This is a genomic window from Nostoc sp. NMS4, from assembly GCF_017115095.1.
Taxonomy (GTDB): domain Bacteria; phylum Cyanobacteriota; class Cyanobacteriia; order Cyanobacteriales; family Nostocaceae; genus Nostoc.
On the sequence record NZ_JABXKI010000063.1, the window covers coordinates 1 to 7908 of the forward strand.

9 protein-coding genes are annotated in these 7908 nt (G+C 41.5%); 6 read left to right on the forward strand and 3 right to left on the reverse strand.

All coding sequences use genetic code 11. From position 1 onward, the window contains the following. From HWQ37_RS03120 to HWQ37_RS03145, 6 genes are all read left to right on the forward strand, one after another. The coding region (locus HWQ37_RS03120; protein WP_292743624.1) for a glycoside hydrolase family 10-like protein at positions 1-1130 on the forward strand (1130 nt) is incomplete at its 5' end. A 468-nt stretch (positions 1131-1598) separates the two neighbouring features. Further along, positions 1599-2240: a CBS domain-containing protein gene (locus tag HWQ37_RS03125; protein WP_292743626.1), complete on the forward strand. Its 642-nt coding sequence runs from the start codon at positions 1599-1601 to the stop codon at positions 2238-2240. Beyond that, the gene (locus HWQ37_RS03130) at positions 2233-2544 is read left to right on the forward strand and encodes an ATP-binding protein (RefSeq protein WP_292743627.1); all 312 of its coding nucleotides are present in this window, start codon (positions 2233-2235) and stop codon (positions 2542-2544) included. Before HWQ37_RS03125 ends, HWQ37_RS03130 begins: the two co-directional genes overlap by 8 nt. Positions 2545-2564: 20 nt before the next feature. Continuing rightward, positions 2565-3776, forward strand: a complete 1212-nt coding sequence (locus HWQ37_RS03135; RefSeq protein ID WP_292743629.1) for an EAL domain-containing response regulator — start codon at positions 2565-2567, stop codon at positions 3774-3776. Positions 3777-3924: 148 nt separating this feature from the next. Further along, positions 3925-5268: a PQQ-dependent sugar dehydrogenase gene (locus tag HWQ37_RS03140; protein WP_292743631.1), complete on the forward strand. Its 1344-nt coding sequence runs from the start codon at positions 3925-3927 to the stop codon at positions 5266-5268. A 174-nt stretch (positions 5269-5442) separates the two neighbouring features. Continuing rightward, complete coding sequence (locus tag HWQ37_RS03145; protein ID WP_292743632.1) at positions 5443-5850, forward strand: phosphomannose isomerase type II C-terminal cupin domain; 408 nt, start codon at positions 5443-5445, stop codon at positions 5848-5850. A gap of 229 nt (positions 5851-6079) precedes the next feature. On the opposite strand, the gene HWQ37_RS03150 is transcribed toward HWQ37_RS03145, so the two are convergent. The 3 genes from HWQ37_RS03150 to HWQ37_RS03160 all read right to left on the reverse strand — a co-directional run bounded on the left by HWQ37_RS03150 (position 6080) and on the right by HWQ37_RS03160 (position 7744). Next, complete coding sequence (locus tag HWQ37_RS03150; protein WP_292743634.1) at positions 6080-6838, reverse strand: HEAT repeat domain-containing protein; 759 nt, start codon at positions 6836-6838, stop codon at positions 6080-6082. Positions 6839-7012: 174 nt separating this feature from the next. Next, the gene (locus tag HWQ37_RS03155) at positions 7013-7462 is read right to left on the reverse strand and encodes a GNAT family N-acetyltransferase (RefSeq protein ID WP_292743638.1); all 450 of its coding nucleotides are present in this window, start codon (positions 7460-7462) and stop codon (positions 7013-7015) included. A gap of 93 nt (positions 7463-7555) precedes the next feature. Next, on the reverse strand, positions 7556-7744 hold the full coding sequence (locus HWQ37_RS03160) for a hypothetical protein (protein WP_292743636.1): 189 nt from the start codon (positions 7742-7744) through the stop codon (positions 7556-7558). Positions 7745-7908: the final 164 nt, after the last annotated feature.

The following is a 7908-nucleotide window of genomic DNA, read 5'->3' on the forward strand; positions in this document are numbered from 1 at the left end:
ATTATCCAGGGCCAGTACTGGCGGCTCATCCCGATTGGGCAAACTACGATAACCTTGGCAACATGATTCCTGTTGGTCAGAGTAAGCCATTTTTCGATCCAGCCAACCCCGAAGTGCGGCAATACTTGCTCAAGCTGTATGAAGAAATTGTCACTAAATATCACGTAGATGGTCTACAGCTAGACTACATCCGCTACCCATTCCAAGACCCATCAGCAGGTCGAACTTATGGTTATGGGAAAGCTGCAAGAGCGCAATTTCAGCAACTTACTGGTGTAGATCCAGTGAATATTTCTCCTAGCCAAGCAGACTTGTGGCAAAAATGGACAACATTTCGCACCGAGCAAGTTGATAGCTTTGTCGCCCAAGTATCACAACAGTTACGACAAAAGCAACCGAATTTAATTTTGTCCGTTGCAGTATTTCCTTTGCCAGAACAAGAGCGGATTCAGAAAATTCAACAAAATTGGGAAACTTGGGCCAGGCGGGGGGATGTAGATTTAATTGTTCCCATGACTTATGCTCTAGATACTTCTCGATTTCAACGACTAGCCCAACCCTGGATTGCCTCTAAACAATTAGGAGCTACCTTGTTAGTGCCAGGAATTCGCTTGCTTTCTTTGCCAACAATTGGGGCATTCGATCAACTCCAGTTGGTAAGGGACTTGCCAGTTAGTGGTTATGCACTTTTTGCCGCCGAGAATTTTAGCAACGATCTCCAAAAACTCTTTAGTAGCACCCAAGGTAAGATTCAATCCACAACAAATGAACCGATTCCTCACCGCCAGCCTTTTCAAACTGCTGCCATCCGTTACAGTGCGCTACAACGAGAATGGAAATTTGTTTTCCAAAATGAGCAACTACAAAGGTCATCTCAGAAAATTTCCGATTTTAACAACCAGGCAGAAGTTTTACGCAGTGCTTTAAATCAGCTTGCGGCTTCTCCTTCTGCTAGTAAGTTACTCGTAGCAAAAGCCTCTCTAACTCGCTTCCAGTCTCAATTCCGGGTATTAATGAGCCAAGAACTTAAGTCGAATTCCTATCAAGTCAAAGCTTGGGAAAATCGCCTCGTAACTATAGAAAGGCTATTACGTTATGGCGAACGACGGGTGCAGTTCCGTCCTTTGTGAAGAAGCAAAGGTGTGGGGGGGGAGCAAGGAGTGAGGGAGCGGGGAGACAAGGGAGACAAGGAGATAAACAAAACTCCTAACTCCTAACTCTTAACTCAGCACTCCTAACGCCCAACTAGCTGGATATAAGATAGTTTGTAATTCTTAGTACACTTTTTGTAGTGTTTATATCCCAAATATTAGTACTTGTTTAGCGTCAAAATATTGGAAAATACTTAGATGACCAGCTTTAGATAACTATTATTTGATGATAGCTATCATCAAAATCTATGCAACCCTTACCTCAGCTTATCGGGCTACAAAGCTTAAAGTTAAGAATTGAGATAGTTGTGTGAGAAATATCACTATTAGGGTAGATGCGATGTCTATGATGTGCTACGCTTACGCACTGATGTAGCACGCGGCAAGAGTGCCTTATTTTTTTCATCTTTGTAAGTAGTAGGGTACTTTACCAAGCATGATATGGTAATGCTTGTAGCTTCTGAAACTAGCTTGAAAATAGCCAATACTTTTGAAGTTATGCATGCCTTAGTCATGACAATGAACGTGTCAGAATTTTCGGAGATAGACTCAGTGCTTTCACGGTTGCGCCAGCGGCAGTTTGAACTACTACCAGTTGTCGATAACCAAGTTAACACTGTCGGTAACATGACTCCTGAAAGTATCTGTCCAGAACTGGCACAAGAAACAGAGAAAACTAGAGGCAATTATAGTATTGGTTCCTTTGAGGTACAATATCAGATTCTCGTTGAGAGACAATTACTCAAGTCCCAGTGGTTACTAGTACGCGCTATAGTACGTAAAGCTACGACAGGCAAATATACTCACCTCATTGAAGTTTATGAGGAAGATTTGGACTTCTACCGTAAGTCTAATAAGGTCATGCAGACGAATACGCCCAAATCTCAGATAATCATGACTGAAATGTTGAATGATGTGTTGATTATCAGCAAGTTAGCAGTGGGAAAATTAGAGCATATACCAACATCCTTCAATTTGGTTGAACATAGCCGACAATCGCCAGAAGAAGTAGAGATGAATCTGGGTTATCAGCACTTGATTTTTTTCACCAGTCAATATAAATCTGTAACCTGTTTGTTGTATGGATGAAAAACTGCTGGCAGAAATTTTGACTAACTTGCTTCCAAATGGGATTAAATATTTCCTAGATGATAGCATTTTTAAGCTTAATTTACTTTGTCAGGATGGACAAGCCGTATCGAAAATTCAAGATTGGCAAGTTGGCATTTGTGAAGAAGATATACCAAGTCTGCTTGAATCATTTTATCACACCATAAATGTTGATAACATACTAGGGAATGGATTGGAAATTTCAATTTTAAAAAAGTGTATAGATATCTATAATAGTGAAACCTTTCTTTTAAATATTTCACTTTTTTCTTTTAAAGAATAAAACATAATCTGAGGAAAATTATGCCCAAAATATTAATAATAGAAGATGAGGAAGCAGTCCGTGAAAATATTTTAGATTTGCTAGAAGCTGAGAATTTTGAAACTATTGCTGCGGCTAATGGTAGAATCGGGGTAAATTTGGCTATCTGCGAAGTTCCTGATTTAATCCTTTGTGATATGATGATGCCAGAAATTGACGGTTATGGCGTGCTAACAGCATTACGTCAAGAGCCATCAACGGCAACAATTCCCTTCATCTTTCTCACTGCCAAATCTGCCAAATCTGACTTCCGCCAAGGTATGGATATGGGTGCAGATGACTATATAACTAAGCCATTTACTCGAGCTGAGTTATTAAGCGCCATCATGAACAGGTTGGAAAAATACGCGACTTTAAAAAGGTATTTATCTCCTAAGACTGTAATTAATAACTTGTCTCCAAAAATGCAGTTGTTAGAAATTAGCCTACACCGGGCTATAAAACAACATAAGTTTCAGGAATTTGAAATTTATTATCAACCAATAGTCGATATTGCTTCTGGGAAAATAGTAGCTGTTGAAAGTTTATTGCGCTGGCAAAGTCCCGAATTGGGGATGATTTACCCAACAGAATTTATTCCGTTAGCAGAGTCTACAGGTTTAATTATTCCGATTGGTAAATGGGTATTAAAAAGAGTATGTCAACAAATTAAAAGCTGGCGCGATGCCGGAATTAATTCCTTGATTGTTGCTGTAAATTTGTCAGCAATCGAATTTAATCAACCAGATTTTATTCATAATATAGTTAATTTTTTATCTGTCAATAATTTAGAGCCACATTACCTAGAACTAGAACTGACTGAAAGTATGATTATGCAAGATGTAAATGGTGCGATCGCTACTATGAACAAATTGCAATCTTTGGGTATAAAAATTGCGATCGATGATTTTGGTACGGGTTACTCTTCTTTGATTTATCTGAAAAACTTACCAATTAACACATTAAAAATAGACCGTTATTTTATCCATAATGTTGCTAATGATTCCCAAAAGTCAGCCATCGCTAAGGCATTAATTCAGATGGCTCATAATCTCAATCTAGATGTAGTGGCTGAAGGTGTAGAGACAGAAGCAGAACTAGATTTTTTACGCCAACACAACTGTAATTCTATGCAAGGATTTCTATTTAGTCGTCCCTTACCAGCAGCAGAATTTGAAAATTTTTTGTTTACTAACAAATGTTTATATGTGTAAATATTGGGCATTGGGCATTGGGAATAGAATTTGGTCCCCAGTATTTTATTAGATTGACAAATTAATTAAGAAAAATCAAACTTTTGACTGGCGACAATTATTAAGCCTCAAGTCTAGAGTAGGAACATTGTGTATAGCGTCTACAAACATGAAAGTTCCTGCGCGTTTTTGGCTGCCAGTTTTTTTACTGACTTTGGCGGCAGCCTGTAACCAGACTCGCGCTAACTCAGACAATCCTAGACTTCAAACATCCCTACCTTCTACCCAACCGACACAGAATTCTACACAGTCCAAAAATCTTGTCCGTACTGAAGCACTTTCACCTACACCCATCCGAATCAATTTAAAGAATTTACCAGCACCCTTCGCAACAGAAAGCGCCTCCAAGCGCCCTGAAGTTGTACCCATTCCGCAAAATCCGGTGCTGCGCCTACCACCAGGCTTCACAGTAAACGTTTTTGCCGAAGGTTTAGATGCCCCACGCTGGCTAGCTTTAACCCCCAGTGGTGATGTCTTAGTGACTGAAACCGCGCAAAATCGCATTCGTTTGTTGCGTGATAGCAATGCTGATGGTGTAGCTGATGTTCGAGAAACCTTTGCTAGTAAGGACAACGGACTCAATAGACCCTTTGGGATGGCTTTTGCAGGTAATTCCTTTTTTCTGGGGAACACAGATGCTGTGGTGCGTTTTCCCTATACTCAAGATCAAAACAAGATTACAGGTAAAGGGGAAAAAATCGCTGACTTACCCGCTCAAGGTTATAACAATCATTGGACGCGCAATGTCATTGTGTCGCCCGATCGCAATAAATTATATATTTCAGTTGGATCGGGAAGCAATGTGGATGAGGAACCTCTACCACGGGCTTCGATACAGGTGATGAATTTAGATGGTTCCCAGCAGCAAACTTTCGCTTCAGGTTTGCGTAATCCTGTTGGTTTAGCCTTTCATCCTCTAACCAAGGAACTTTACGCCACTGTTAACGAACGAGATGGAATCGGTGACGATTTGGTTCCAGACTATCTGACACGTGTTAAACAGGGGGCATTTTACGGCTGGCCTTATGCTTATCTAACACCAAAAAACCTCGATCCTCGTCAAAAAACCGATGACAAAAGCAAACGCCCCGACTTAGTAGCCCGTACTCAAACGCCAGATGTACTGTTCCAGGCGCACTCAGCAGCATTGGGTTTGCAGTTTTATGATGGTAAAACTTTTCCCAAAAAATATCGTGATGGTGCTTTTACTGCTTTTCGTGGTTCTTGGAACCGCGATCGCGGCACTGGTTATAAAATTGTATTTGTTCCCTTCGATGCTAAAGGGCGATCGCTTGGCTACTACGAAGACTTTCTCACAGGATTTTTGCTAAATCCTTCTGTACCAACCACTTGGGGACGACCTGTAGGTTTACTCGTGTTGCCAGATGGTAGTTTATTAGTCACAGAAGAAGCTAATAATCGGATTTATCGGATTCAGTATACGGGGGGTTAACTAATTCGCGCATTCAAACATTTATAAATTCACGGATAGGGTCTGTTGCCTGAAGTAAAGTTAAAGCAGTTGTCATCAATAGAGATGTTGTGACTGTATCTCTTTACCCAGCTTTATTTCGTTTACGGTAAATTACTGTTAAATACTAATACTCATCTGGTTGAGAAATTGATTATGACTCCCAATGAAAATAATACTCAGTCAAATATCAACGATTTGTCTCCACATTCCGGTACACGATATTGGGGTGAAGTAGAGGTGATTGAAGAGGGAGAAACCTATAGAATTAGCCGTGTTGAAATTAAGCCCAGGCACGGGATTAAACCACAAATTCATTATCACCGCAATGAACATTGGGTTGTAGTTTCCGGTGTAGCCAAGGTAACTTGTGGCGATACGGAAACATTACTGAATCGAAACGAATCAACTTATGTCCCAGCAGCAACCCTACATAAGGTAGAAAATCCTGGACATATCCCGCTAATTATTCTAGAAATCCAAAATGGTGAATATTTGGGCGAGGATGATACTGAACGTCCTTATGACTTAAATTTGGTCAAACCTGTAGCTGAAGGACAGTAAGGGAGAGAAAAGGGAGACAAGGGAGACAAGGGAGATAAACAAAACTCCTAACTCAGCACGGGCTAAACCTTAGCTATCCGCTAACAGCACTCCTAACGTGCAATTCCCAATACCCAATCCCCAAATAAACCCAAAAATTACGAATTACGTTAGCGCAGCGTTAGCGAGTCCGCGATAGCGAAGCGGTAGCGAGTCTTCGAGCGTCGCGTCATTACGAATTACGAATTAGTTAAAACCACCCTTCTTGTTCCAAGGTTTCAATCAGCTGCAAGCCACGAGGATCGCCCACTCCTAAGAGTGAGGCTTTAGCGTCTTCTCTGACTCCCAAATCTTGGTCTTCGGCAAAGGCTTGAATTAGCGCGTCGATCGCTGTGGCATAAACTACATTAGAAGGTAGTTCGCGGCACAGTTGACCTATTGCCCAAGCACTGTTACTCCGCACTGCTGCCACTGGATCTTGGACTAAGGCTTCAATTAATGGTGGCATTGCCCCGATAACTGCTTCGTAACCGACTTCTGCCATCTGTGCTAAGGCGCTAGCAGCCCACAAACGCACTGCGGAAATGTCTGTTCTGAGGGCATCTGCTAGGGGTGGTAAAGAACGGCGATCGCGGCAGTTTCCTAAAGCCCAAACTACACCTTTACGCACATAGCCATTCCAATCACTCTTTAGTTGAGCAATTAATGGACTCACTGCCTCTGAACTCGGATTGCGTCCGATGGCATAAGCTGCACTCACCCGCACTAAGGGGCAGATATCAGCTAACAGGCGAATTAGATGCGGAGTTGCACGGGCATCTTCAATATCACAAAAAGCACGCGCCGCTAACATTCGTTGTTGGGGCTGGGGATTTTCCAGCAGGGCTAGCATCACTTCTGGATCGGGCTTTGCCACAACTGATTCGGCAGTTAGCGGCTCTATTTTATCTAAGGGGCTTTCTAGCTCCTCCTCAATATCGAGTAGGCTTAGATCGTCTTCATCATACATAATTTCATTTCAATCCCGAAAAGGGATTAACACATAATCCCCCGCGCCAATAAGTTAAAGCTTTATATATATTAGTTGGGTTTTTAGACATTTTTCCTTCTGACTCGTTGAGTTTTATCCAAACGAGAACCTCCATAACTCAGACGCTACAGTATTTTATCGCTATCCTTGAGTTTATTTTTCTGTACTCAGGAATTTTACCATCCAGATGGATTGGGTTTGATAACCTAACTGATTGTAAAGATTTAATGCAGGTTTGTTTGATTGAAACACTTGCAGTCCAATTTGGCGATCGCCTCTTTGAATAGCCCAATTTTCTACATATCGCATCAAAGCTCTACCAATACCCCGTCGCCGATGTTCTGGCACAACGTAGAGGATAAAGATGTGAGCATGACGGTTCCCATGTATTTGATCTATAGCATTGCCCACCCAGAGGCAAGCGATGGGGGGATGAGGGGATGAGGAGGATGAGGTAGAATTTTCTCCCTTGTCTCCCCCATCTCCTTCACCCAAAAAATCGACCCACCATAAGGGCGTATCGCTAGAAAAGTATTGCTTAACTGTTTGCTCTAGGTGGGAAAAATCCTCATTGGGAAAGAGATCCTGGTAAGTTCGCTGCATGAATTTAAGCAGTAGCGATCGCTCCAAAGCAGAGCCACGGCGAATAATATACCCAGGTAGTAGTTGCTCAGACACTTAAATAGGTTTATTGAGTTAGCTAGCTAAGTTATGTATCGGCAGTAAATCAGTTGGAGTAGGATGAGAACTTACCTCTACATTTTCAATTGGTGCGGGTGCTGCCATATCGGAGGGTAAAAAGATCCGGGCGCTGACTGCTACTAGGGCAAAGAAAAATACTAATACTGCAAGCAACGGAGCGATGTATTGACGAAAAATAGCCATATTTTAATTACAAGAAGCTAGGAACTTTTATGAGAACCTAGCTGAAGATTTGTGAAGTATTCTTGATTTATTTTAGCAATTTTCTGTGTATAGGAATTGGGAATTGGGAATTGGGCAATTCAATTTTGGATTTTGGATTGAGGATTTTGGATTAAATTTCAATC

What these genes read in the sequence shown, in the direction of transcription:
- HWQ37_RS03125 (WP_292743626.1), top strand. Translation starts at nt 1,599, where the DNA reads ATGCTTGTAGCTTCTGAAACTAGCTTGAAAATAGCCAATACTTTTGAA.
- HWQ37_RS03130 (WP_292743627.1), top strand. Translation starts at nt 2,233, where the DNA reads ATGGATGAAAAACTGCTGGCAGAAATTTTGACTAACTTGCTTCCAAAT.
- HWQ37_RS03135 (WP_292743629.1), top strand. Translation starts at nt 2,565, where the DNA reads ATGCCCAAAATATTAATAATAGAAGATGAGGAAGCAGTCCGTGAAAAT.
- HWQ37_RS03140 (WP_292743631.1), top strand. Translation starts at nt 3,925, where the DNA reads ATGAAAGTTCCTGCGCGTTTTTGGCTGCCAGTTTTTTTACTGACTTTG.
- HWQ37_RS03145 (WP_292743632.1), top strand. Translation starts at nt 5,443, where the DNA reads ATGACTCCCAATGAAAATAATACTCAGTCAAATATCAACGATTTGTCT.
- HWQ37_RS03150 (WP_292743634.1), bottom strand. Translation starts at nt 6,838, where the DNA reads ATGTATGATGAAGACGATCTAAGCCTACTCGATATTGAGGAGGAGCTA.
- HWQ37_RS03155 (WP_292743638.1), bottom strand. Translation starts at nt 7,462, where the DNA reads ATGCAGCGAACTTACCAGGATCTCTTTCCCAATGAGGATTTTTCCCAC.
- HWQ37_RS03160 (WP_292743636.1), bottom strand. Translation starts at nt 7,744, where the DNA reads ATGGCTATTTTTCGTCAATACATCGCTCCGTTGCTTGCAGTATTAGTA.